The organism is Corynebacterium sp. MSK310 (assembly GCF_030227355.1).
GTDB classification, from domain to species: Bacteria; Actinomycetota; Actinomycetes; order Mycobacteriales; family Mycobacteriaceae; genus Corynebacterium; species Corynebacterium rhinophilum.
Genome location: NZ_JASPFZ010000011.1, coordinates 26,658 through 48,150 on the forward strand (window position 1 = coordinate 26,658; position 21,493 = coordinate 48,150).

Consider the following 21,493-nt stretch of genomic DNA (forward strand, 5'->3'; position numbering starts at 1 on the left):
CCGAGCCGCACGAGCTAGGTCGCGCGGCGGGGTGCCGTTTAGGATTCCTCGTCGGCGAAAGGATCCATGATCTTATCGGGAATTTCCGCAACAGACTTAAACACGGCGGTGGGGCGATACGGGTAGCGGGAGATCTCGCGGTCATCGGAAATGCCGGAGCGCACCAAAATGGAGCGCATACCGGCCTCTAGGCCCGCCTTGACATCGGTATCCATGCGATCACCAATCATGATGGTGTTTTCAGAGTGTGCGCCGATGTGATTGAGGGCCGAGCGCATCATGACAGGGTTGGGCTTTCCCACGTAGTAGGGCTCCCGGTTGGTAGCGGCGGTGATCAATGCTGCTACCGCGCCAGTTGCTGGGAGCACACCTTCGGGAGCAGGGCCCGTAACGTCCGGGTTGGTGGCGATGAAGCGGGCGCCATTGCGGATGAGGTTGATAGCGGTGGTAATTGCCTCAAAGGAGTAGGTGCGGGTTTCACCAAGGACCACGAAATCGGCGTCATCATTGGTGAGGATCCAACCGGCCTCGTGCAGCGCGGTGGTCAGGCCGGACTCTCCCACGACGTAGGCCTTGCTGGAGCTGGCCTGGGTGGCCAAGAAGTTTGCCGTCGCCGTGGCAGAGGTCCAGATGCGCTCGGCCGGAATATCCAGTCCGGTATTACGCAGCCGCGCTGCCAAGTCGCGCGGGGTGGACATGGAGTTATTAGTGAGCACCATGTACTCAATATCGTTATCCTTCAGCGCCTGTATGAATTTATCGGCGCCGGGGATCATTTCCCCTTCCTTGATGAGTACGCCGTCCATATCGGATAGGTAAGAAATCATTGGTGGTCCTCCAAATAGTCAGCGATATCGCCGATGGTCTCGCAGTTAAGCATTGTTTCCTCAGTAAGTCGCACCTTAAAGAGCTCTTCTGCACGCACGGTGAGCTCTATAAGCTCTAGGGATTCAACGCCGACATCAGAAAGCGCGGTGTCTTTGCCAAGTTCGGCCTCGGTATCGGTGACTTTGACGATGAGGGCGATGAGCTCGCCCAGCGTATCCCGATCCGGGTCGTGGTCCTTATCTGGGTCAGAACCCTGAAACTTTGCCTGCAATTGGGCACTGAGGTCATTTGCCATAATGACCAGTGTAGTAGCGATTGGTGCGTGACATAGGAGAAATAGGCTCACGCGGTACTGGTTAGGGGGGATGGGGCGAAAAACAATTCAGGCGCTTCCAGCATTAAGCCGGAAGCGCCTGAGCTACATCTCCATTGTGGAGGTGCGGGCGATATTACTCGCCGCTATTAGGTGCAGTTGGGTCGTCCAACTTCAGCTCGGAGGCCGCCTTTTCTACGACGGAGCGCTCAATCTTGCCATCGCGGGCAAGGCCATCGAGCACTGCGACGACGATGGATTCCGCGTCATTGTTGAAGAAGCGGCGGGCACCCTCGCGCGTATCGGAGAAGCCGAAGCCGTCTGCGCCCAAGGTGATGTAGGTACCTGGGACGTAGGGGCGAATCTGCTCCTGCAGCTCGGTGGTGAAGTCCGAGACACCAACGAATGGGCCCTCGAAGTCCTTGAGCTGGGAGGTAGCGAATGCCTCGGAAGGCTCTTCGCCCTTGCGCAGCGCTTCCTTATTGCGGCGGGCACCGTCGCGGGCCAACTCGTTCCAAGAGGTCACGGAGAATAGCGAAGCCTTGACATCGTAATCCTCAGCCAGCATCTCCTGTGCGCGAAGAGCCTCGTGCACGCCAACACCCGAAGCCAGGATATTGGCCGGGGTGGAGCCGTTCTCGGCAGTATTGAAGTGGTAGATGCCCTTGTGCAGGCCCTCCACATCCAAGTTTTCCGGCTCGGCCGGCTGGTGGACTGGCTCGTTGTACACGGTGAGGTAGTACATGACCGGCTCATTGTCCTCGCCGTACATGCGCTCGATACCGCGCGCTACCAGGTGTGCAACCTCAAAACCGAAGGCCGGGTCATAAGAAATGACCGCAGGGTTGGTGGCTGCCAAGACAGGGGAGTGGCCATCCATGTGCTGCAGGCCCTCACCGGTCAGGGTGGTGCGGCCGGCGGTAGCGCCGATGATGAAGCCGCGGCCCATCTGGTCGCCGGCGGCCCAGAAGGCATCGCCAGTGCGCTGGAAGCCGAACATCGAGTAGAAGATGTACAGCGGGATCATGGCTTCGCCCTGGGTGGCATACGAGGTAGCGGCGGCGGTAAAGGATGCTGCCGCACCGGCCTCAGAAATGCCCTCGTGCATAATTTGGCCATCGGTGGCCTCGCGGTAGGACAACATCAGGTCGTGGTCCACCGGCACGTAGTTCTGGCCGCGCGGGTTCCAGATCTTCATGGTGGGGAACCAGGAGTCCATGCCGAAGGTACGAGCCTCATCCGGGATGATGGGCACGATGCGCTTGCCCAGTTCCTTATTGCGCATGACCTCCTTGAAGGTGCGCACCAAGGCCATGGTGGTAGCGACTTCTTGCTTGCCAGAGCCCTTGCGCACGGAGCGCAGCTTGTCCAAGGAAGGTGCTTCCAATGGAGTGAAGTCCGTGCGACGCTCGGGCAGGAAGCCGCCGAGTTCTTTACGGCGCTCCAGCATGTACTTGATCTCCGGAGAATCCTTGCCCGGGTGGTAGTACGGCGGCAGGTAGGGATCCTTTTCCAGCTCTTCATCGGAGAAGGGGATTTCCTGTTTATCGCGGAAGTTCTTGAGATCCTCCAGCGTCAGCTTCTTCATCTGGTGGGTAGCGTTGCGGCCCTCGAAGTTGTGGCCCAAGCCGTAGCCCTTAATGGTGTGGGCCAAGATGACGGTCGGCTTGCCGGAACCCTTGTTCTCCAGGGCTCGGGCGTACGCTGCGTAGACCTTGCGGTAGTCGTGGCCGCCGCGGCGCAGCGCCCAAATCTCGTCATCGGAGAAGTCTTCTACCAGCTTTGCGGTGCGCTCATCGCGGCCGAAGAAGTGCTCGCGCACATAAGCGCCGTCATTGGCCTTGAAGGTCTGGTAGTCACCATCAGAGGTGGTGTTCATGATGTTGACGAGGGCACCTTCGGTGTCCTTTTCCAGCAGCTTGTCCCAGCCGCGGCCCCAAATGACCTTGATAACGTCCCAGCCGGCGCCGCGGAAGAAGGACTCCAGCTCCTGGATGATCTGGGTATTACCGCGCACTGGACCGTCGAGGCGCTGCAGGTTGCAGTTAATGACGAAGGTGAGGTTATCCAGCTCGTACAGAGCAGCGGTTTGCAGCAGGCCGCGGGATTCTGGCTCGTCCATTTCGCCATCGCCCAAGAAAGCCCAAACGTGCTGCTTGGAGGTGTCCTTGATACCGCGGGTTTCCAGGTACTTATTAAAGCGTGCCTGGTAAATGGCGTTCATCGGGCCAATGCCCATGGACACGGTGGGGAACTCCCAGAACCATGGCATCAGGCGCGGGTGCGGGTAGGAGGGCAGACCCTTGCCTTCACCAAGGGAGACTTCCTGGCGGAAGCTGTCGAGGTCTTCCTCAGAAAGGCGACCTTCCATGTAAGCGCGGGCGTACATGCCCGGGGAGGCGTGGCCTTGGAAGAAGACCTGGTCGCCGCCTGAAGGATCGTCTTTACCCTTGAAGAAGTGGTTGAGGCCGACCTCGTACAACGGGGCGGCACCCGCATAGGTGGAGATGTGGCCGCCCACGCCGATGCCGGGGCGCTGCGCTCGGTGCACCATGATGGCAGCGTTCCAGCGGATCCAACGGCGGTAGCGCTTTTCTAGTTCTTCATCGCCAGGAAATTCCGGCTCCATGTTGGTGGGGATGGTGTTGACGAAGTCCGTCGACGTCAACGAGGGAAGCTCCACGCGCTTGGCGGTGGCGCGTTCCAGAAGGCGCAGCATCAGGTAGCGTGCGCGTTCTTGGTCAGAATGGTCCAGCAGACCATCGAGGGAATCCATCCACTCGCGAGTTTCTTCTGGGTCGCTGTCGTGAAGGTACGATGCAACACCATCGCGGATAAGCGGGAAGTTGGAATCGCCCTTGGCGGGGTCCTTCTCGGCCATGTAAACCTCCTAATTAAGGGTCTGCAGAGTTTATCTCCTACGATACGCGTTCCCAGATCGCGAGTGGGAGTCTATCCCGGATAAAACGCCGCGCTTGCCGACGCACCCCCTACTACCTGCGGTTTGCTTCCCTCACCCGGTGTGCAAACGTGGGTAGTAGGCCCCTAAACGGCGCTAGTTCTCCCACAAAACAGACGTCGGTGTGAGCAGAAAAGGGCCTGCAAATTGGGGGAAAGGGGTGCTATAGCAAGTAAAAGACGCCCTGGGACGTTAAACTACATGTAATAACACACGCCCTCCGCGTTAAGCGCGGGCTGGGCGTGAGAAAGAATTCACCGGATAAGGAAGGAAATGCATAGTGGCTGACGCTGCAGTCAAGCTCGGAATCAAGGAAGGGCAAATCGCTCTAGAGCTTGGTTGGGACGAGGATTGTGACACCGCAATCTCTGAATCTATCGAAGCCGTACTCGGTGAGGATTTCCTCGAAGAGGAAAATGATGAGCTGTGCGATGTAGTCCTTCTTTGGTGGCGCGAGGAAGACGGCGACCTCGTGGACGGCTTGGTGGATGCCATCCGCCCGCTCGCGGATAACGGTTCCGTATGGTTGCTGACCCCAGGCGCTGGCAAGCCTGGCACTATTGAGCCTGGTCTCATTTCTGAATCGGCACAGCTCGCCGGCTTGGTGCAGACCAAAGCTGAGCGCTTGGGCGAGTGGCAAGGTTCCTGCCTGGTACCGCGCGGTTACACCAAAAAATAGCTTTCACCAGCTGATTTGTGTAGCTTCACAATCCTGCGCTACTGTACATAACAGCGCAAGGGCGCATGCGGCTTTAGCTCAGCTGGAAGAGCAATTGGTTTACACCCAATAGGTCGGGGGTTCGATCCCCTCAGGCCGCACCAAATTAGACCCCGCTTTTCGAGAAATCGAAGAGGGGGTCTTTAATATTTTTACTACAACCATGCGGCATCCGGCCTAAATGACATTTTGTGTTGGTGGGGTGTGTGGTTTAGAGCATGTGACCTTTGTATATTCCCATAGAGTGGTTGTAGCTAGAGTCGATGCCGCTGTTGAAACATGCTGGTCGGTCGTCTCCATGGCCGTTGGTGGCTTGTGCTGCTTGGTGTGTCCACTTTCCGGGGTCAGGACCGTATGATCGCGTTTAGGAAATAATTACTGTTTCACAGGATAATAAGGCGGTGAAACGGAAACGTGGCGGAAAGTATAGCTTTTGTTACTGATGCTCGGCTGGCTAGAGTAATTAAGATTCTCGATACAGCTGGAGAGTGCCTTAACCTAAAATCTGATGATGATTCCCAGGAAACTTACAGATTTAACACTCCTAGTGGTGCTTATGTAACTGCGTTTTGGGATTTGAAACCAGATATCGACGAATATGAAACGGTTGTCGATGTTTATGAACAAACTGATACTGGAGCGGCTGCGCGACTTTTTGAAGTAGTTGCTAGCTCCATAGAACAAAGAATTGTTTTGTTTGGTCCCGATTCTGATGAAGTAGTTGCCGAGTCAAATGTCTACTAACGGAAGGTCCCTGCTCGGCTTATCTCCTTATGCAGGTTGGGAACCTACACACAAACCATTAGACACTCTCAAACTCGGGGCACTTCAATTTTGGTATGGAATGGTTGGCCATCGCGCTGGGTATTCTTTCCACTTCATTGCTCACGGCAGGCCTAGCTGCGGTGATCGGTACCGCAGGTGTGGGAATTGGCGCGGTGTTTACTATCTTCCTTGGCAACCCACTCTCGGGCCTAGCCACCGGACCATGGTTGCTCCCTGCTGGCTGGGCTACATCCATTGGCGCAACGGGGTACCTCGTTCGTTCCTTGTCCTATTTTGATGGTCAAGGCGCAGGACACGCGTGGTGGGTATTCGCGGTCTGGATCGCAGTAGGCTTCGCATTACTCATGTGGGACCGGTCTGCCAGCACTACAAAATCGAAAGCAGGTCAGGAGGGCTAGGAAAGTTAGTAGCGCTCGCGGCGGCGCTTTTTCAGCTTGGCATAGTGATCCGGCTTGGAATCGCCGTAGCGGGAGCGGTTGCGCAGCGCCGCGGCGTGAGATGCGGTATCGGCTTCGGCAGCGGCGGTGGTAGCAGCCTCGGTTCCAGGCTCGCCGTGGGCGGAGGGGCTGGAGGCGGGGGCATCGGCAAGCGATTCTGCGTCCGCATTGAGGGCCTGCATGGCGGCTTCTTCTTCGCGCAGGCGGCGGCGCTCGCGGATCTCGGACCAAATAAAGTATCCCAAACCCAGTGGGGCCATGATGCCAAAGGCAATCCACTGGTAGCCGTAGGAAAGGTGGTTGCCGCGATCGAGTTGTGGGACGGGCATGGCGTTGAGCACGCCCGGCTGATCCTCGGAGAGCTGGATATAGTCTTGGCCTAAGTCAGCACCGATAAGCGAGCCCACCTGCTCGGTGTGGATGGAATAGACTTGCTGGTAGCCCTCCTGCGTGATGGGGGCGGTTTTGTGCTCGGCCTCATTCGAGCGCACCATGCCGGTAATCGTTATCTCTTCGGAGGGGGCAGGCGGAATATCCGGCACCGCATTGCCCTCCTCAGCGCTGACCCAACCGCGGTTAACCAGCATGGTCAGGCCCGCATCGGTGCGGAAAGGAACCAAGGACTGATAGGACGGGCCGGAACCGGCGGGGCGCAGGCGAAGCAGCACCTCATCCTCGGGCAGGTAGTGGCCCTTCAGAGTGGTGCGGGACCATTCATCGCCAGAGATGGCTCCATCAGCGTCCACGACCTGGTCAATCGGCTGCGGATCGGCTTCGTAGGCGTGGGTGATGTTTTCATTGCGTTCCACAATGTCATCGTCCTTTCCCAATTGCCATGGGGCAAGGACACTAAAGGCCAGGTAGGAAAATGCCACCACGAAAAGCAGCATGAGCACCCAGCCAGGCTTGAGGAACGTCTTTAGCATGCCCCCAAGTCTAGTCGTGGTTTTCGCGAATCCAATCCAGCAGGCCGGGGACGGCGGCTTCGATATTCTTGCGCGCGGTTTCGAAGTCTTCTTCGGTGCCGTAGTAGGGGTCTGCGACCTCTGCGCCTTCCGGAGAATTGGGATCGAAGCTGCGCATCAGCCGGACCTTGGCAGGCTCGATGCCCAGATCGATGAGCGAATCATAGTGCCCGGAGTCCATCGCGATGAAGAGATCGGCGTCCATGTGCTCTTCGCCCAATTTGGATGCACGGTGGGAGGCCCCATCGTGTCCGGCGCGGCGCAGCTCCGCCACGGCCCGCTCATCCGCGCCTTGCCCCACGTGCCAGCCGCCGAGCCCGCAGGAATCCACGGTGGCGAGGAGATCGAGCATGTCATCTTCCATTTCATCGCGAACGATGATTTCGGCCATGGGCGAGCGGCAAATATTGCCGGTGCACACAAAGACGAGGTAGAGACCCGAGTGAGAAGAAGATTCAGTCATGCGAAAACCCTTTGCGCAGATAGTACTGTAGTGCGGGAGACAGGATATAGCACTAGCGTAATTTACAAGAATCGAGCATAAAGGAGTATCCCCATGTCTGCTGTGCGAGTGGGCGATGTGCGCCGCGTTTTGGACAAGGCCTATCCGCCCCATTTGGCCGAAAAGTGGGATGCCGTAGGCCTTATTTGCGGCGATCCCGCAGACGAGGTGCGCACCGTTGCCTTTGCTTTAGATTGCACGCAAGAGGTTGCGGACCGCGCGGTTGAGCTCGGCGCGGATATGTTGGTAGTCCACCACCCGCTGCTACTGCGCGGCGTGGAATCAGTGGCGGCCGATACGCCCAAGGGCAAGGTTGTCCATGCCCTGATTAAAAATGGCGTGGCGCTTTTTGCCGCCCACACCAACGCCGATAAGGCCCGGCCAGGGGTTAACGATAAGCTCGCGGAACTCGTGGGCATTACTCCGGGGCGGCCCATCGTGCCGGAGGCCCCAGAGACCATCGATAAGTGGGGAGTGCATATTCCTGCAGGCAGTGCGGAGCAGGTAAAGCAGGCGCTTTTCGATGCCGGGGCGGGCCACATCGGCGCCTATTCTCACTGCTCCTTCGATATCGCGGGCGCAGGCCAATTCAAACCGGAAGAGGGCGCGGATCCTGCAGAAGGGCGCATCGGCAAGCTGCATCGCGGCGACGAGGTACGGGTGGAATTTGTGGCTCCCGCCTCGTTGCGGGCCACGCTGATTGCGGCGCTGCACGAGGCGCACCCGTATGAGGTGCCCGCCTATGACATCGTGGAAACGGCCGGAAGCGGCAACCTTGATACCGCGCTGGGCCTGGGGCGCTTGGGCGAGCTGCCCCGCGAGATGACCCTGCGGGAGTTTACGCAGCAGGTGGCCAATGCCCTGCCCGAGACCGCGTGGGGCATCCGGGCCGCCGGCGACCCAGAACAGACTGTGCGCACCGTGGCGGTTTCGTCCGGCGCCGGGGATTCCTTCCTGGCAGCTGCGTCAAAGCTGGGCGTCGATGTCTATGTCACCTCCGATCTGCGCCACCACCCGGTGGATGAGCATTTGCGCGCCGGGGGACCAGCCGTCATCGATACAGCCCACTGGGCCAGCGAATTTCCCTGGACGGCGCAAGCAAGCGATATCGTAGAAGCAGCATTAGAACTAGATACGGAAATTATTAGCCTGCGAACTGATCCGTGGACTATCTCCGCGCACCCAAAGGAGTCATAAGTGAAATTATCGCAAGAACTACAACCGGTACTGCTGGAATTGGCCAACCTGGAACGCTCGCAAGGCATTGGCGGGGATAAGGAACTGCCAGAAAAGGTCGAGTACGACAAGGCGCAGCAGGAACACAAGCGCTTGCTCGATGCCTCCGGTTCCGCGCAGATGGCAGTCGATGACATGGAAAATGAAATCCTGCGCATCCAGGCCGATGAGCGCAAGCTGCGCAGGCGCGAACGCGATGACAAAGGCCAGCTTGGCGCCGAATTGGATACCGAAAAGCGCAAGGACATCGAGCACGATCTCTACGCCACCAAGTCCCGCATCGCGGATCTGATGAGTGAGCTACAAGAAGCCCACAACGAGATCCACGCGCTGCGCTCCAACCTGGACGTGCACGGTGCGCGCGTCTCGGATTCTGAGCGCAAGCTGGAAATGCTGCGCCGAGCCGCAGACGCCGCCCAAGAGGCCGCGGATAACCAGCCCGATCCCGCCGTGCGCATCGCGGATTTGCGCGAACAGCTGCCCTCCGATGTCCTGGAGGAATACGACGCGCAGCGGCAAGAAAACGGCGTTGGCGCCGCGCAGTTTAAGGCCAACCGGGCCTGCGGCGGCTGCTTCATCGTCTTGCCACCCGCCGATAAAAACGCCGTGCGCAATGCGCCTGCCGATGAGCTGCCACAGTGCAGCGACTGCGGTTCCTACCTGGTGCGCCTGGCATCATGAAGGTCATCATCTACGCCGATGGCGGCTCGCGCGGCAATCCCGGAGTAGCCGGTTCAGGCACCGTCGTTTATGCCGCGGATGGCGCAACCATCCTGCGCGAAATCGTCTATGTGGTAGGTGCCAAGGCCACCAATAACGTGGCCGAATACCACGGCTTATTGCGCGGGCTCGAGGCAGCCTCCGAGCTAGGTGCCAGCGAGGTGGAGTTCTATATGGATTCCAAGCTCGTCGTGGAACAGATCAACGGGCGCTGGAAAATCAAGCACCCCGATATGCAAAAGCTGGCCCTTAAGGCCCGCACTCATATCGACGGGTTTTCTTCCTTCAGCCTAGACTGGGTCCCGCGCGCGAAAAATAAGGTGGCGGATGCCCTATCCAATGATGCGATGGACGCGGCCGCGGCGGGGCATAAGGTGGGCATCGTCAAGAGCGATGCCGATGAGCCTGCCGCCGAGCCTTCGTCCGCAGCCGCGCCGGGTGAGTCTACGCCTGTCGAGGGCGAGAAAGAGTGGGATACCTCCGCGCCGCACCCTTCCGACTGGCTGGGCGAGCGCGACGATAAAACCCGGTTTATCCTGCTGCGCCATGGGCAAACCGAAATGTCTGCCGCCAAGCAATACTCAGGGCGCGCCAATCCGGAGCTTACTGAACTGGGTAAAAAGCAGGCGCTCGCCGCCGCACAGGCCCTTGCCGGTACCACCATCGACGCCATCGTGTGCTCGCCGCTGAAGCGCTGCCAGGAAACGGCGGCCGCCGTCGCGCATGGCCGCGATATCGACGTGGTGACCGAAGAGGGCCTGAGCGAGGTGGACTTTGGCGAGTGGGAAGGAAAGACCGCAGCCGAAGCGCACCAGCGCGACCCGGAGATACACGAGCAATGGCTGCACGATGCCGCCACACCGTGCCCCGGCGGGGAATCGCTGCAGGCTGTTAACCGTCGCGTGCGCGCAGCCCGCAAGGAATTGCAGCGGCGCTATAGCGGCAAGACGGTGCTGATTGTCAGCCACGTCAACCCCATAAAATCCTTCCTCTGCCAAGCCTTGAACGCGGGCCCGGCCACCTTCCAACACCTGTTTTTGGATCTGGCTGCGCTATCAGATGTCGAGTTCTGGGACGGTGGCTCTATGGTGCATGGATTCAACGATGTGGGACACCTGGAGGGGCTGCGCTAGACTAAGGAGCGCGAATGAGCCGGCCGGGCGATCGCGTCGCCGCAAACGGGCAGCGTTGGTGCTGCTACGTGGGCGCCGAGGAAAGTCCGGACTCCACAGAGCACGGTGGTTGCTAACGGCAACCCGGGGTGACCCGCGGGCAAGTGCAACAGAAAGTAGACCGCCTTGTGGCTCCACTTGCGCTTCCACCCAAGTTGGGACCACAAGGTAAGGGTGAAACGGTGCGTTAAGAGCGCACCAGCACCGTCAGCGATGGCGGTGGCTGGGTAAACCCCGCCGGGAGCAAGGCATCACGGCCCTGCCACGTCGCAGGGCCCGATCAGGCGTTTTAAGGCTGCTCGCCCGAGCCTGAAGGTAGCTGCTGGAACCAACTGGCAACGGTTGGTCTAGATGGATGTTCGCCGCGCGGCGTTCCGCTTGTTGGGGCGCCGTGGTTAGACAGAATCCGGCTTATAGGCCGGCTCATTCGCCCTTAACCTTCTACCTTGGCTGGCTCGCCAGCGGCCAGTTTGACCACCAGGAACCCATCGTCTGCTAGGTCTGCCGCGAAGTTTTCTGCGCGGTTGCTGGGGACATAAGCAATGACGGCGCTAGATAGTCCCGCGTGCGCCGAGCGCGCGGCCACCGCGCCGCGGACCGTGACGAGCTCCGCGAGCTTTTCTGCGGAATCGAAGCCATAAATATTGGTCAGCGAGGCCTGCGATTGCAAAACAATGGGGAAAAGCTCGTTGCGGCGGTGTGAGCGCAGGTAGCGCACAAAGTGCTCCACACGGGTGGTTTCTTCCTCATAAAATGCCATCCACTCAGTAGCCGCATTGATGCTGGGGCGGCCGTCCTCGCCGTAGACCTTGTGTACGGCTTTGAGCCACTCCACCACGCGCTGCTGTGCATCAGGCAATAAACGCAGCGACTCCGTGCCGAAGGAATGGCAAGCATCATCAATAAACTGCTGGCGTTGGCGGATGTCACTAATTGCCTGTTCCTGTTCGTGCGCAACGTCCCCGGGCACCGCCACGGCAAAGGCCACCACGTCCTGGCCCATCATATGGGGCGCGTGGGTGACCGAACCATCGGCATAGTCGATGATGCACACGCCGTCACCACTGCTGCGCAGCGCGGCGGTGTGGCGCGCGCGAAGGGCGGGCTTATGGGCAAAGGTGGTTACCGCCTGGGTGCAGACATCTGCAATGCGCACGCGCAGCGGCGCATCGAGGTTATCGGCTGGGCCCATTAAGGCAAGAGCTACGGCAACATCCGCCGCCGATGCGGCGCCTAAGCCGATATCGTTGGGGATATCGCTCACGATGGTGATATCCGCCCCAGCCGTCTCCCTGGACAGTAACTGGCGGTTGACCATGGTGTGCACGATGCCGCCGATGCGCGCGGCCAGCCCACCTTCTGGTGCGGGCGGGATGACCGGTTGCCCCTCTGAGTCCGTCGTGGGTTGTTGCGCCGCAGCGAGCGCAGCCACCTCCTGCAGGCCAATGGAATCGTGCGCAGGCTCCCCACTGGCCGGCACGTAGTGGACGGAAATGATGCCATCCTTGCGCGAACTGACGGCCGCCGCCGCGCGGAGATCCGACAGGCTTGCGGCGACGATGCCCCCATAATGATCGATATGCTCACCAATGAGCGGCCAGGTCGCGGGCGCGCTGGCGACATGGGTGGGCTCCGTTCCCACGATAGAGGCGTGTTGTTGTGCAACGCGCTCAGCAATAGGGGACTTAGGCGTCGACCACAGTGGCATGAAGGCAAAAGCTCCTTTTCCAATTCGGCGGATAAAAATCACGCGGCTACGTGGCGCGGGCTAGCGCCATGGACAAAGTAGCCGATAAAGCGGCTCCCTCGCTCCGCGTGAGAGAGCAGGGGAGGCATCAAAAGAAATACTGCCCTCATATTCTAGCGGGCGCGTGTTTTCGTGCATGGGTAGTGTGGGCACCAACCACAAACAGGCGGCGCACACGTGCTGCCCAGAGTATATAGACGAAAGGGACTACCGTGGCGACCACAGCAGATGAGAAATGGTATTACGACCCCTCCACCAAAGAAGTCAGCAAAGGAAAAGTATCCGGCTGGGAAAACCGCATGGGGCCTTATGACACCCGCGAGGAGGCCGAGCACGCCATAGAAATTGCGCGCGCCCGCACCAAGGCAGCCGATGCCGCAGATAAAGAAGATGATGGCTGGGACTAGTTTAATTCCCAACCATCACCTGACAGCGATTAATGCAGCCTAACGCGCCACAACTGGTGCCACGGCCCGCTACTTCTTCAGCTTTTTGCGCAGCGGCTTAAATGCGGCCTTGATGTCCTTGAAAGACTCGTTGTAATCATCCAAGGCGGCTAGGCCGATGGCGCGTTCGCGCTGGTACAGCAGGCCGTAACCAAAGGTATCTTCCCCGCGGCGGTGCGCGTTCTGGGATAGCTCGAGCAATTTATCCCGCGAGGTAACCGAGTCTTGGAAATCCCCCAAGACCGATTGCATCTTTTTGCAGGCCTTGTACAGACGCTTGGTCTTTAACTTCGTTGCGGAACCGGCTGCCTCTGCTGCGTAACGCAGTTTCTTGGCCGCCTTGCGCATATCGTGGAAATAATCCTCGCGCTCGTGCAGCGAAAGCTCCGCGTTATCCCAGTTGTCTACTGCCTTCTTATGGCGCTTGACCAACTTTTTGTAGGCCTTTTCCAAGTGGCGTGCCATCACGGCATCGACGTCCTCGGCCTCCGCATCGCCGGTGTTGGACGACTTTTCCGTCTTCTTTTCAGCGGCCGATTCTTCCTCTGCGGGGTGCGTTTCCGCGGATTCTTCGGCTGAATTATCGGTTGCATCTCCGGGCGCTTTCTCAGTCGCGTCCACGGCAGCGGAATCGTCATCACCGTCGGCATCTTCTGCGGATTGAGAACCGGCAGTAGGGGGATCTGCCAATAGGCGGTCGAGGGACTCGAGCAATTCGAGGTATTCCTCAGAATTTAGTGCGGCGATAACCCTGCGGTGCGCCCGCCGGTAGGCCGTTCCCATATCGCGGGAGATGTGTTCGCGGGTGGCGGCATCCAAGGTATCGGAGTCCTCGGATTCCAAGAGCTCTTGCCAGCGCTCTTCCACGACCTCTGCATCGCGGGCTACGCCCAAAATGCCGGCGAGTTCTTTGAGGTCGGCTTCGATCTTCTCAATCTGTGGGCCGACGACAATGCCGTGAAAAGTCTGCAGGTGGCTGCGCAGCTCGCGGGTGGCCACGCGCATCTGGTGCACCGAGTCCCACTCATCGCGGCGAACGCGCGGATCGTAATCAATGAGCTTGTCCCGGTTGGCTTGCAGCGCTGTAATAACTGCGGCTGCCGGGGAATCCTCGTCAACATCCGGGGTTACGAGTGCTGGCGGTAGGGGAGCATTGTTGTAGGAATCTCCCAGGGCTGACTTCAACTTAGACGGGGAGGAGGAAACGCTAGCCCCAGCGCCGATGAGAAGGGAAGTGGCGCGGCGAATGAAGTGGCTTCCCGCTTCGGTGCCTGGAAGCTCACCGGCAAGCTCCACTTCCCATTCGCGCCAGGATTGCTGCTGCCCGCCGGGCAGGAAGGAAAAGGCGGTGACGTGGTCATCGCAAAATTCCGCGACAGGATTATTGTGCTCATCCGCAAGCAGCATCTCGGTGCGGTTATTATCCACCTGCGCGATGGGGTTTAACTCGTTGTGGCGAACGATGGAACGCACCTGCCGTACCAGCTCTTGGGGTACCTCGTACTTGCCGTCTACCGGTTCTCCCAGCTCGGCATGGATCTCGGTCCGGCCACCCTCGCTGGGGATCTTGATGTGCCAGCCATCGTCATTGCCGCCGGTGCGGCGGCGCAAGGTGATTTTGGCGTGCGTTAGGCGCAAATCTTCTGTGTCGTAATAGATGGCGGATAGAGCGTGGTGGCGCGTTTCTGCAATATGGTCAACGGATTCGAGTCGAGTGAGTTCAGGCAGTTGAGTCGATTCTGCTACGGCGAATTTCGCTTCTACTTCCAGGAAAGTCTGTGCTGACATTCACATACCCTTAAGCTTTTACAACAATTAATTTCACCTGTGATCCTACCCGTGACGCGCAGCGACCGCCTGAAAAATTTCGCAGCGTTTGCTGTGCGCACAGGTAGAAATGCGCAGCCGGCACCATGGGCTGAAAGCGGGTAGAAGAAGCCGCGGGGTGAGGGGGCCGCCGGTATTAAGAATCGATGCCCGCGGCAGGCCCGCCCAAGTGAGACTTTTCCGCGGCCGTGATGCCATCAGTGATGCCGTGCAAGCTATTCATGGATAGCGAGGAGGTAGTCAGGTTGGGAAATAAGCGGTTTCGGGTTTCCGCGGCATGATCGGTGCGCGCTTGGAGCGCAGGCAGCGTCTGAGTGGCGATGAGCTCTGCGTGGTGACTGCAATAGGGAGATTCATCGAGTTTTTCTTCGATGCCGTCTTCATTGGCCAGCTGCAGCAGTTCCCCAATACGGGCGGCATAGGAAAGGCGGAAGCTGCGGCGATAGGCCGCGGTGGTCTGTGTCGCCCTTGCAAACTCGGCCCCTTCACTATTGCGCATGTACCAATCGCATTGGCGGTTCAGGGAGGAGAAAAGGTCGGCGCAGTGCGCGGCGTCTTCGGGCGCGCCGATGATGCAGGCAAGGCCCTTTTCGTGGATGAGGAGGGTGGTGCACCCATTGGCATTGGCGATGGTGCCCAACAAGGTGACCTGGTGTTTGATATATGGCGGGTGAACATGCACGCGGTGGGAAATGAGACGCGGTTGGTCAACGGTTAAGAGATCTTCGATGCGGTATTTCTGCTGCAGCGACTGTGCCTTGGAAATGAGTACCTCTGCCTCTTCTGCAAAGGAAGTGGATTCTGCCTTGCGCAATAGCCCCAAGACTTTGTGGCGGATTTTGTCCTGCTTATCGCTAGAGCCACCAGCCTGGCTCAACTCGCCGCCTGCTAAAAGTTCGGTATCGCGCAAACGTGGCAGGTGCACCAGCTCTTTCATGATGGCGCGCATTTTATCGCGGGGAATGAAGTTTTCTTGCGGGGTTTCTAATTGCAACCACGCTTTGCGCAGCACGGGTGAGGTGATGCGGGCAGGTACGTGCGGGCTAGCGCGGTAGATGAGGGGATAAGAATAAGAACCAAGGATGTGGCGTAAATCGTCAGGGGACCACCCGTATTGGGCGGCGGTCACTACGGCATCGATAACGCTGGCAGAAAGTTCATCAACGTGGGAGGTCATACTTGTTTCTTCCTTTAGAAAGCTTGTACAGGTGTTCGCTTGCCCCACTAGCAAATCACGTGCGCGAAGCCGTACCTGCTGCATTAACCCCCGCTAGCTACCCCCTGAATACTCTGGCGACCTGCGAATCTGACCATGTGGAAATTGACTAATGAACTGCACACTGCCTAGCGGTGAGCCGGTAAGGTTTAGGGCATGAATAGCCAACACGAATTCGTCTTACGCACCGTTGAGGAACGCGATATCCGCTTTATCCGCTTGTGGTTTACGGATATCATGGGCGCCCTCAAATCCGTAGTGATGAGCCCCTCCGAACTCGAATCCGCCTTTGAGGAGGGGATTGGCTTTGATGGCTCTTCGGTAGAAGGGTTTTCCCGCATCTCTGAATCGGACACCATTGCGCTGCCGGATCCCTCCACCTTCCAAATCCTGCCCTTTGATGACAACGAGCCGGACCTGCAAACGGCGCGCATGTTCTGCGATATTGCGCAGCCAGACGGCCAGCCCTCTGTGGTGGATCCGCGCCATATCCTGCGCCGCCAGGTCACCGAGGCCGCCAATGATGGATTTACCTGTATGGCTTCGCCAGAAATTGAGTTCTACCTGCTGGAACACAGCAAGGAACTGACAGACCTGGTCCCCACCGATAATGGCGGGTATTTCGACCAAGCGACACACGATACCGCGCCGCTATTTCGCCGCCGCGCCATGCTGGCGCTGGAATCGCTCGGCATCGCCACCGAATTTAGCCACCACGAAACCGCGCCGGGCCAGCAGGAAATCGATCTCCGCCACGCCGATGTGTTGACCATGGCGGATAATATTATGACTTTCCGGCGCGTTATTAAGCAGGTGGCCACGGATTCAAATGTGCGGGCTACGTTCATGCCCAAGCCTTTTGAGGATCTCCCGGGCTCCGGAATGCATACGCACTTTAGCCTTTTTGAAGGCCAGTCCAATGCCTTCCACGATCCGGATGATGAATTTTCGCTCTCACACACCGCCAAGCAGTTCATCGCCGGAATTTTGGAGCACTCCACGGAGATGAGCCCCATTATCAATCAGTGGCCCAACTCCTATAAGAGGCTGATGTTTGGCAATGAAGCACCGGGTTCGGCCACCTGGGGCGTGCAGAACCGCTCCGCCCTGGTGCGCGTACCAACGTATCGCCTGACCAAGGAGGAATCGCGCCGGGTGGAAATCCGGTCCATCGATGCTTCCATGAACCCATACTTGGGTTATGCGGTCATCCTCGCAGCCGGGCTGCGCGGCATCCGGGAAGGCTACGAATTAGACGAGCCCGCGGAAGACGATGTCCACCAGCTCACCCACCGCGAACGCCGCGCCATGGGGTATAAGGATCTGCCCTCCAGCATGGACCAGGCCCTGCGCGAGTTTGAAAAGTCCGAATTTATGGCGGAGGTCTTGGGCGAGCACGTCTTCGAGTTCTTCTTGCGCGCCAAATGGGAAGAATGGCGCGATTACCAGCGCCAAATTACGACAGTCGAGCTGCGCAACAACCTGAACTTCTAGGAGAATAATGCGTCCTGCCACGGTGCCGTCGCCGGCGTCGCTGGGCCTTAGCCGGTCCCATGCCGCACAAGACTTAGAACAACTGGGATGGAATAACCCGGAGTCCGTTGACCTCTTATGGACGCTGGCTGCGGTCGGTGATCCAGATTTAGCGCTTAATAACCTCGTGCGCATTTACGAGCAGGCCCCGGAGCTCGATGCGGAAATCCGCAGCAATGAGCAAGTGAGGGTGCGCCTTCTCGCGCTCTTGGGTGCGTCGACGGCGTTTGGGGATCACCTCGCTGCCCACCCCGAGTTGTGGGAAGAGCTGAAAAAGCCCCTGCCGGAGCCAGAAGAGATGCTCACCAGCCTGCTTGAAACGGTCGGCGCGCAGCCGGCAACGTTTGCGGCAGAGCTCGATGCTCCCGATCCAGCGAGGGAGGATCTCAGCGCGCCGGGCACGTACCGCGCGAGCGAAGGTGAGTATAAAAAGGAGATGCGGACCCAGTACCGCACGCTGATGATGCGGCTTGCCGCGCACGATGTGGCGGGTACCTTCCACTCCCGCAAGGGGCAATCCCGCCCGCAGCCGGAGGTAAGCTTCCGGCAGGTCACCACGCTGACGACTGCGCTTGCCGATGCCGCCCTTACCGCCTCCCTTGCCGTTGCGGTGCGCAAGATCTACGGCGATGATCCGCTCGATGCGCAGCTTGCCGTCATGGCGATGGGCAAGTGCGGTGCCGGCGAGCTCAATTACATTTCCGATGTGGACGTTATCTTCGTCGGCAGCGAGGCAACGCCCAAGGCCACCCGGCTCGCCGCGGAGTTTAACCGGATTGGGTCGACGACATTTTTTGATGTCGATGCGAACCTGCGGCCGGAGGGTAAGTCTGGGGCGTTGGTGCGCACGCTGGATTCGCACGTGACCTACTACCGCCGGTGGGCAGAGACCTGGGAATTCCAGGCGCTGCTCAAGGCGCGGGCGATGACCGGCTACCTGCCGTTGGGGGAGGATTACCTGGAGCAAATCCGGCCGATGGTCTGGACGGCTTCGCAGCGCGATTCCTTCGTGGAAGACGTCCAAGCCATGCGCCGACGCGTATTAGATAATGTGCCGGATGAGCTCAAACATCGCGAGCTCAAGTTGGGCGTCGGCGGGCTGCGCGATATTGAATTCGCGGTGCAATTGCTGCAATTGGTGCACGGTCGCTCCGATGAATCCCTGCGTGCGCTTTCGACAGTGGATGCCCTCGACGCGCTTATCTCTGCCGGCTACGTGGGCCGCGAAGATGGCACGCAGCTCATTGAGGCCTATGAATTCTTGCGCCTTTTAGAACACCGCCTGCAATTGGAGCGCTTCCGCCGCACGCACACGCTGCCGGCAGACGATGATGAAGCGGGCCTGAACTGGCTCGCGGTGATTTCGGGGTTCTCCCCGCAGGGCACAAAGTCTGCGGTGCAGGGCATGTTGGCGCATTTGCGCCGCATCAGGATGCGCATTTCTGAGTTGCACTCGCGCCTGTTTTATCGCCCGCTGCTTAATTCCGTGGTGACCATGTCCGCCGATGAGCTGAAACTTTCGCCCGAGGCGGCAAAGCTGCAGCTGGCGGCATTGGGCTATAGCTCACCGGTGCGCGCCTTCGAGCACCTGACCTCCCTGGCATCCGGTACGTCCCGCAAGGCACGCATTCAAGCAATTTTGCTGCCGACCTTGATGGAGTGGCTAGCAGACACCGCGGATCCGGATATGGGGTTGCTCAATTACCGCAAGCTATCTGAGGCCGCCCGCGATAAGTCGTGGTTCCTGCGCATCCTGCGGGATGAGGGGATCGTCGGCCAGCGCTTGATGCATATTCTAGGAACTTCGCCGTTTACCGCGGACCTTATTATCAGTGCCCCGGATTCGGTAAAACAGCTTTCCGATGGCGCGACCGGCCCCAAGTTGCTCGAAACTAAGCCGGAGCAGGTGTCCAAGGCGCTGGTTAATTCCAGCAAGCGCCATGCGCACCCGGATAAGGCGGTGGCGGTCGCGCGCTCGCTACGCAGGGTGGAGCTGGCGCGCATTGCCAGTGGCGATCTCCTAGGAATCATCCCTGTTGAGCAGGTGTGCCAAGAACTGTCGACCATCTGGAACGCGGTCTTGGAAGCCGCCCTGCGCGCTGAGGTGCGGGCTTGGCGGATGGACCACGAGGATGCGGAACCGCCGGCGCGCATTGCGGTTATTGGTATGGGTCGGCTCGGTGGCCGTGAGCTTGGGTTCGGCTCCGATGCAGATGTTCTTTTTGTGGCAGAGCCTGAGGCTGCAGACGATGAAGGCGAGGCTATGCGGTGGGCCATCGGGATCGTCGATAAGCTGCGCCGTCGACTTGCCAAGCCCTCCGGAGATCCGCCTTTGGACGTTGATTTGGGCCTGCGCCCAGAGGGGCGTTCGGGTGCTGTGGTGCGCAGCATTGCCTCCTACAAGCGCTATTACCGCGAGTGGGGCGAGGCCTGGGAAATGCAGGCGCTGCTGCGCGCGGCCTTCATCGCCGGAGACGAGGAAGTGGGCCAGCGCTTTATGGAGATGATCGATGAATACCGCTACCCGGATAGCGGTGCAAGCCAGTCCACCATTCGCGCCATCCGGCGCATGAAGGCTCGGGTGGATAATGAGCGCCTGCCGCGTGGGGCCGACCGCACCACCCACACGAAGCTGGGGCGCGGGGCCCTGACCGATATTGAGTGGACGGTGCAGCTGCTGATTATGATGCACGGGCACGAATATCCCGAGCTGCGGCAACCAGGAACCTTGCCGGTGCTGGAGGCGCTGGAAGAAAGCGGTATCTTAAGCGCCGATCAAACTAGTGACCTGCGGGATGCGTGGTTGATGGCAACGGATGCCCGCAACGCGTTGGTGCTGGTGCGCGGCAAGCGCGTGGATCAATTGCCTGGGCCGGGCCAGCAATTGGCTCAAGTAGCCGGCGCGGCCGGCTGGACGCCGGAGGATAACCAGGATTTCCTAGATACCTACCTGAAACTGACCCGGCACGCACGCAAGGTGGTCGATGAAGTCTTTTGGGGAGAGGAGGAATCCTTCGAGCATTCTTAAAGTTGCCGCATAACTTGTTCTATACAGCGCTAATTCCCTTAACTTTTGAAGTTTCGCGCCCTAGAGTAGGGATAAGTTAGAGAAAGGATCTTTGGTTATGTCATTTCAGCTGCAGCTCGATGTGGACTCCGCCACGGTTGGAGAATTGGCCGCATTGCTTTCTGCCGCTCGCGCGGCAGGAGTCCGTGATGATGACGCCCTAGAATTAGATGGCACCACCTTGACCATTGAGGTCTCGGCCCCACAAACAGGCGCATCCCGCGGCGGGCAGAATCTCGATGCGCCGCATCACCAAGACGACCTTGGCCGAGAGGGCGGTGCGGACTCCCGCTCGCGCGGGCGCGGCGACCGCATTGGGGAGGCCACGATCCGCTCGCTCATTGATATTTTGAATGAACGCGGCAATGGTAATTCCTCGCGCGGCAATGGTTATGGCTTCTTCGGAGGAAACTCGGATTACCATGGCTAAATCTTCGGGAGCCCACCGCAGGAAGCTTATCTACCTCTGGGGCTGTATTGCCGTGGCGGCCATTATCGCCGTCGTCGTTGGCACGTGGGCAACCAGCCGCCATCACCCGCCTAAAGGGACGATGACCGTGGGGGATGCCGTAGCCGGGGGAGTGGTGCAAGAAGAAGCGCCCGCCCAGGTGAATGGTGCGGTAGGAAGCGATGCGTATTCAGAGGCCAATCGCGTGATGTCGCTGGCAAAGGCGTTGGGGATTCCCCTGGAATCGGTGCCTCGCGATATTACCCAGAATAAATCCGGAAAGTCAGATGTGTCCGGCAGTATCTAGAGCGCGAGTTAAAGAGCGCCGTGGCCTCTGGCGAGCTGGATGAAGAAGATGAAAAGGCCATCATCGGTGCCTTTGAGAAAGGGATTGTCATCCCAGCCAGCGATGGCATCGTGGCTGAAAGCGCCCCGGCGAATTAGGTCAGTACCAGACTCTGCCTAGACCACAGCCTGTGCATCGGCTGGGGCAGCCGCTTGGGCGTATTCCAGCCGAGGAACGCCCCATGAAGTTTCAGGAAACCGGCAGACTGAGGGCATGGCCTTAACAGC

General features: G+C 59.2%; 19 protein-coding genes, 1 tRNA gene and 1 other RNA gene. 13 read left to right on the forward strand and 8 right to left on the reverse strand.

Annotation, left to right across the window (positions count from 1 at the left end):
- Positions 1 to 38: 38 nt before the first annotated feature.
- From QP891_RS08675 to aceE, 3 genes are all read right to left on the reverse strand, one after another.
- Entirely contained in the window at positions 39 to 827 is a 789-nt protein-coding gene (locus QP891_RS08675; RefSeq protein ID WP_284769451.1) for an HAD-IIA family hydrolase, read from the reverse strand.
- A complete protein-coding gene (locus QP891_RS08680) occupies positions 824 to 1,123 on the reverse strand; it encodes an acyl carrier protein (protein ID WP_284769452.1) in 300 nt (99 codons plus the stop codon). The genes QP891_RS08675 and QP891_RS08680 overlap by 4 nt, the downstream gene beginning before the upstream one ends.
- Positions 1,124 to 1,277: 154 nt before the next feature.
- On the reverse strand, positions 1,278 to 4,022 hold the full coding sequence (gene aceE, locus QP891_RS08685) for a pyruvate dehydrogenase (acetyl-transferring), homodimeric type (RefSeq protein ID WP_284769453.1): 2,745 nt from the start codon (positions 4,020 to 4,022) through the stop codon (positions 1,278 to 1,280).
- A 358-nt stretch (positions 4,023 to 4,380) separates the two neighbouring features.
- Between aceE and QP891_RS08690 the strand changes: the two genes are divergently transcribed.
- The 4 genes from QP891_RS08690 (at position 4,381) to QP891_RS08705 (ending at position 6,002) form a co-directional block, all read left to right on the forward strand.
- Positions 4,381 to 4,779, forward strand: a complete 399-nt coding sequence (locus QP891_RS08690) for a DUF3052 domain-containing protein (RefSeq protein ID WP_284769454.1) — start codon at positions 4,381 to 4,383, stop codon at positions 4,777 to 4,779.
- A gap of 67 nt (positions 4,780 to 4,846) precedes the next feature.
- A tRNA-Val gene (locus QP891_RS08695) sits at positions 4,847 to 4,922 on the forward strand.
- Between the two features lie 310 nt (positions 4,923 to 5,232).
- Positions 5,233 to 5,562: a hypothetical protein gene (locus QP891_RS08700; protein WP_237791676.1), complete on the forward strand. Its 330-nt coding sequence runs from the start codon at positions 5,233 to 5,235 to the stop codon at positions 5,560 to 5,562.
- Between the two features lie 95 nt (positions 5,563 to 5,657).
- Positions 5,658 to 6,002 (forward strand): hypothetical protein, encoded by a 345-nt coding sequence (locus QP891_RS08705; protein WP_284769455.1) that lies wholly within the window; start codon positions 5,658 to 5,660, stop codon positions 6,000 to 6,002.
- A 5-nt stretch (positions 6,003 to 6,007) separates the two neighbouring features.
- Here QP891_RS08705 and QP891_RS08710 read toward each other — a convergent pair whose 3' ends face one another.
- Positions 6,008 to 6,967, reverse strand: coding sequence for an SURF1 family cytochrome oxidase biogenesis protein (locus QP891_RS08710; RefSeq protein ID WP_284769456.1), 960 nt, complete (start codon positions 6,965 to 6,967; stop codon positions 6,008 to 6,010).
- A 10-nt stretch (positions 6,968 to 6,977) separates the two neighbouring features.
- Positions 6,978 to 7,469 carry a low molecular weight protein-tyrosine-phosphatase gene (locus QP891_RS08715; RefSeq protein WP_005285561.1) on the reverse strand — a complete coding sequence of 164 codons (492 nt, stop codon included), beginning with the start codon at positions 7,467 to 7,469 and terminating at the stop codon, positions 6,978 to 6,980.
- 93 nt (positions 7,470 to 7,562) lie between these two features.
- Between QP891_RS08715 and QP891_RS08720 the strand changes: the two genes are divergently transcribed.
- From QP891_RS08720 to rnpB, 4 genes are all read left to right on the forward strand, one after another.
- Positions 7,563 to 8,705, forward strand: a complete 1,143-nt coding sequence (locus tag QP891_RS08720; RefSeq protein ID WP_284769457.1) for a Nif3-like dinuclear metal center hexameric protein — start codon at positions 7,563 to 7,565, stop codon at positions 8,703 to 8,705.
- On the forward strand, positions 8,706 to 9,425 hold the full coding sequence (locus tag QP891_RS08725; RefSeq protein WP_284769458.1) for a zinc ribbon domain-containing protein: 720 nt from the start codon (positions 8,706 to 8,708) through the stop codon (positions 9,423 to 9,425).
- Positions 9,422 to 10,597, forward strand: a complete 1,176-nt coding sequence (locus tag QP891_RS08730; protein ID WP_284769459.1) for a bifunctional RNase H/acid phosphatase — start codon at positions 9,422 to 9,424, stop codon at positions 10,595 to 10,597. Before QP891_RS08725 ends, QP891_RS08730 begins: the two co-directional genes overlap by 4 nt.
- A 15-nt stretch (positions 10,598 to 10,612) precedes the next feature.
- Positions 10,613 to 11,066, forward strand: an RNA gene (rnpB, locus tag QP891_RS08735) — RNase P RNA component class A.
- Positions 11,067 to 11,069: 3 nt separating this feature from the next.
- On the opposite strand, the gene QP891_RS08740 is transcribed toward rnpB, so the two are convergent.
- On the reverse strand, positions 11,070 to 12,344 hold the full coding sequence (locus tag QP891_RS08740) for a galactokinase family protein (protein ID WP_284769460.1): 1,275 nt from the start codon (positions 12,342 to 12,344) through the stop codon (positions 11,070 to 11,072).
- A gap of 251 nt (positions 12,345 to 12,595) precedes the next feature.
- On the opposite strand from QP891_RS08740, the gene QP891_RS08745 reads away from it, so the two are divergent.
- A complete protein-coding gene (locus QP891_RS08745; RefSeq protein WP_023023202.1) occupies positions 12,596 to 12,790 on the forward strand; it encodes a hypothetical protein in 195 nt (64 codons plus the stop codon).
- A 69-nt stretch (positions 12,791 to 12,859) separates the two neighbouring features.
- Here the strand turns inward: QP891_RS08745 and QP891_RS08750 are convergent, their stop codons facing one another.
- Positions 12,860 to 14,617 (reverse strand): CYTH and CHAD domain-containing protein, encoded by a 1,758-nt coding sequence (locus tag QP891_RS08750; protein ID WP_284769461.1) that lies wholly within the window; start codon positions 14,615 to 14,617, stop codon positions 12,860 to 12,862.
- A 175-nt stretch (positions 14,618 to 14,792) separates the two neighbouring features.
- Positions 14,793 to 15,833 carry a DUF2786 domain-containing protein gene (locus tag QP891_RS08755; RefSeq protein ID WP_284769462.1) on the reverse strand — a complete coding sequence of 347 codons (1,041 nt, stop codon included), beginning with the start codon at positions 15,831 to 15,833 and terminating at the stop codon, positions 14,793 to 14,795.
- A 195-nt stretch (positions 15,834 to 16,028) separates the two neighbouring features.
- On the opposite strand from QP891_RS08755, the gene QP891_RS08760 reads away from it, so the two are divergent.
- From QP891_RS08760 to QP891_RS08775, 4 genes are all read left to right on the forward strand, one after another.
- A complete protein-coding gene (locus QP891_RS08760; RefSeq protein WP_284769463.1) occupies positions 16,029 to 17,366 on the forward strand; it encodes a glutamine synthetase family protein in 1,338 nt (445 codons plus the stop codon).
- A gap of 7 nt (positions 17,367 to 17,373) precedes the next feature.
- The gene (locus tag QP891_RS08765; protein WP_284769464.1) at positions 17,374 to 20,433 is read left to right on the forward strand and encodes a bifunctional [glutamine synthetase] adenylyltransferase/[glutamine synthetase]-adenylyl-L-tyrosine phosphorylase; all 3,060 of its coding nucleotides are present in this window, start codon (positions 17,374 to 17,376) and stop codon (positions 20,431 to 20,433) included.
- A 97-nt stretch (positions 20,434 to 20,530) separates the two neighbouring features.
- Complete coding sequence (locus QP891_RS08770; protein WP_284769465.1) at positions 20,531 to 20,902, forward strand: Cgl2226 family protein; 372 nt, start codon at positions 20,531 to 20,533, stop codon at positions 20,900 to 20,902.
- Entirely contained in the window at positions 20,895 to 21,227 is a 333-nt protein-coding gene (locus QP891_RS08775; protein ID WP_284769466.1) for a hypothetical protein, read from the forward strand. The genes QP891_RS08770 and QP891_RS08775 overlap by 8 nt, the downstream gene beginning before the upstream one ends.
- Positions 21,228 to 21,493 lie beyond the last annotated feature (266 nt).

Excerpts from the sequence above, each read along its gene's own strand:
- QP891_RS08765 (WP_284769464.1), top strand. The coding sequence starts at position 17,374 with ATGCGTCCTGCCACGGTGCCGTCGCCGGCGTCGCTGGGCCTTAGCCGG.
- aceE (WP_284769453.1), bottom strand. The coding sequence starts at position 4,022 with ATGGCCGAGAAGGACCCCGCCAAGGGCGATTCCAACTTCCCGCTTATC.
- QP891_RS08755 (WP_284769462.1), bottom strand. The coding sequence starts at position 15,833 with ATGACCTCCCACGTTGATGAACTTTCTGCCAGCGTTATCGATGCCGTA.
- QP891_RS08680 (WP_284769452.1), bottom strand. The coding sequence starts at position 1,123 with ATGGCAAATGACCTCAGTGCCCAATTGCAGGCAAAGTTTCAGGGTTCT.
- QP891_RS08675 (WP_284769451.1), bottom strand. The coding sequence starts at position 827 with ATGATTTCTTACCTATCCGATATGGACGGCGTACTCATCAAGGAAGGG.
- QP891_RS08705 (WP_284769455.1), top strand. The coding sequence starts at position 5,658 with ATGGAATGGTTGGCCATCGCGCTGGGTATTCTTTCCACTTCATTGCTC.
- QP891_RS08750 (WP_284769461.1), bottom strand. The coding sequence starts at position 14,617 with ATGTCAGCACAGACTTTCCTGGAAGTAGAAGCGAAATTCGCCGTAGCA.
- QP891_RS08760 (WP_284769463.1), top strand. The coding sequence starts at position 16,029 with ATGAATAGCCAACACGAATTCGTCTTACGCACCGTTGAGGAACGCGAT.
- QP891_RS08730 (WP_284769459.1), top strand. The coding sequence starts at position 9,422 with ATGAAGGTCATCATCTACGCCGATGGCGGCTCGCGCGGCAATCCCGGA.
- QP891_RS08775 (WP_284769466.1), top strand. The coding sequence starts at position 20,895 with ATGGCTAAATCTTCGGGAGCCCACCGCAGGAAGCTTATCTACCTCTGG.
- QP891_RS08715 (WP_005285561.1), bottom strand. The coding sequence starts at position 7,469 with ATGACTGAATCTTCTTCTCACTCGGGTCTCTACCTCGTCTTTGTGTGC.
- QP891_RS08720 (WP_284769457.1), top strand. The coding sequence starts at position 7,563 with ATGTCTGCTGTGCGAGTGGGCGATGTGCGCCGCGTTTTGGACAAGGCC.
- QP891_RS08740 (WP_284769460.1), bottom strand. The coding sequence starts at position 12,344 with ATGCCACTGTGGTCGACGCCTAAGTCCCCTATTGCTGAGCGCGTTGCA.
- QP891_RS08710 (WP_284769456.1), bottom strand. The coding sequence starts at position 6,967 with ATGCTAAAGACGTTCCTCAAGCCTGGCTGGGTGCTCATGCTGCTTTTC.
- QP891_RS08770 (WP_284769465.1), top strand. The coding sequence starts at position 20,531 with ATGTCATTTCAGCTGCAGCTCGATGTGGACTCCGCCACGGTTGGAGAA.